Annotated in this window: 1 protein-coding gene; it reads left to right on the top strand. The window is 45.4% G+C overall.

What is annotated here, in order from left to right; all coding sequences use genetic code 11:
* Positions 1 to 259 precede the first annotated feature (259 nt).
* The coding region (locus tag DW189_RS14195; protein WP_259295451.1) for an Arm DNA-binding domain-containing protein at positions 260 to 603 on the top strand (344 nt) is incomplete at its 3' end.

Below are 603 nucleotides of genomic sequence, written 5' to 3'. Positions count from 1 at the left end.
TTCCGGGGATAAAAAACAGAGGTATAAAAAAGTGTAAAGCAAAAGATAATCAAATAATTATACACTTTTCTTCAGTACCTTTGTTTTAGAAAAAAAGTAGAATAAGGTAATGTTAAACGAGGTTTCGGTTTCCAAATCGTTACCTCGTTTCTTTTGCTCTATTATTCATAGAAACGTGATTTTCAGTTTCTTGCATCTCTATTCATCTTGACATGCGACTCTGCTGAAATTATTTTTGCAACCCTAAAAAGCAGAGTTTATGCGTAGCACGTTCAAGGTTCTGTTCTACCTTAAAAGGAACAAAGACAAAGATCAGAAAGTCGTCCCTGTCATGGGTCGCATCACGGTCAACGGTAGCATCGCCCAGTTCAGCGCGAAGCTCTCCGTTCCGGAGATGCTTTGGGAGGTCAGCGGCGGCCGCGCCAAGGGCCGCAGCCTCGAAGCGGATCGCATCAACCGCCATCTGGACAACATCCGCACCCAGATCGGCAAGCACTATCAGGATATCTGCGACCGGGAGTCATACGTTACGGCCGAAAAGGTCAAGAATGCCTATCTCGGCTTCGGCGAGAAATACCGTCTGCTTCTCGAAGCGTTCGAGAA

Source organism: Alistipes sp. AM16-43, from assembly GCF_003435745.1.
GTDB lineage: Bacteria > Bacteroidota > Bacteroidia > Bacteroidales > Rikenellaceae > Alistipes > Alistipes onderdonkii.
This window is presented reverse-complemented; position numbering and strand designations above follow the sequence as displayed.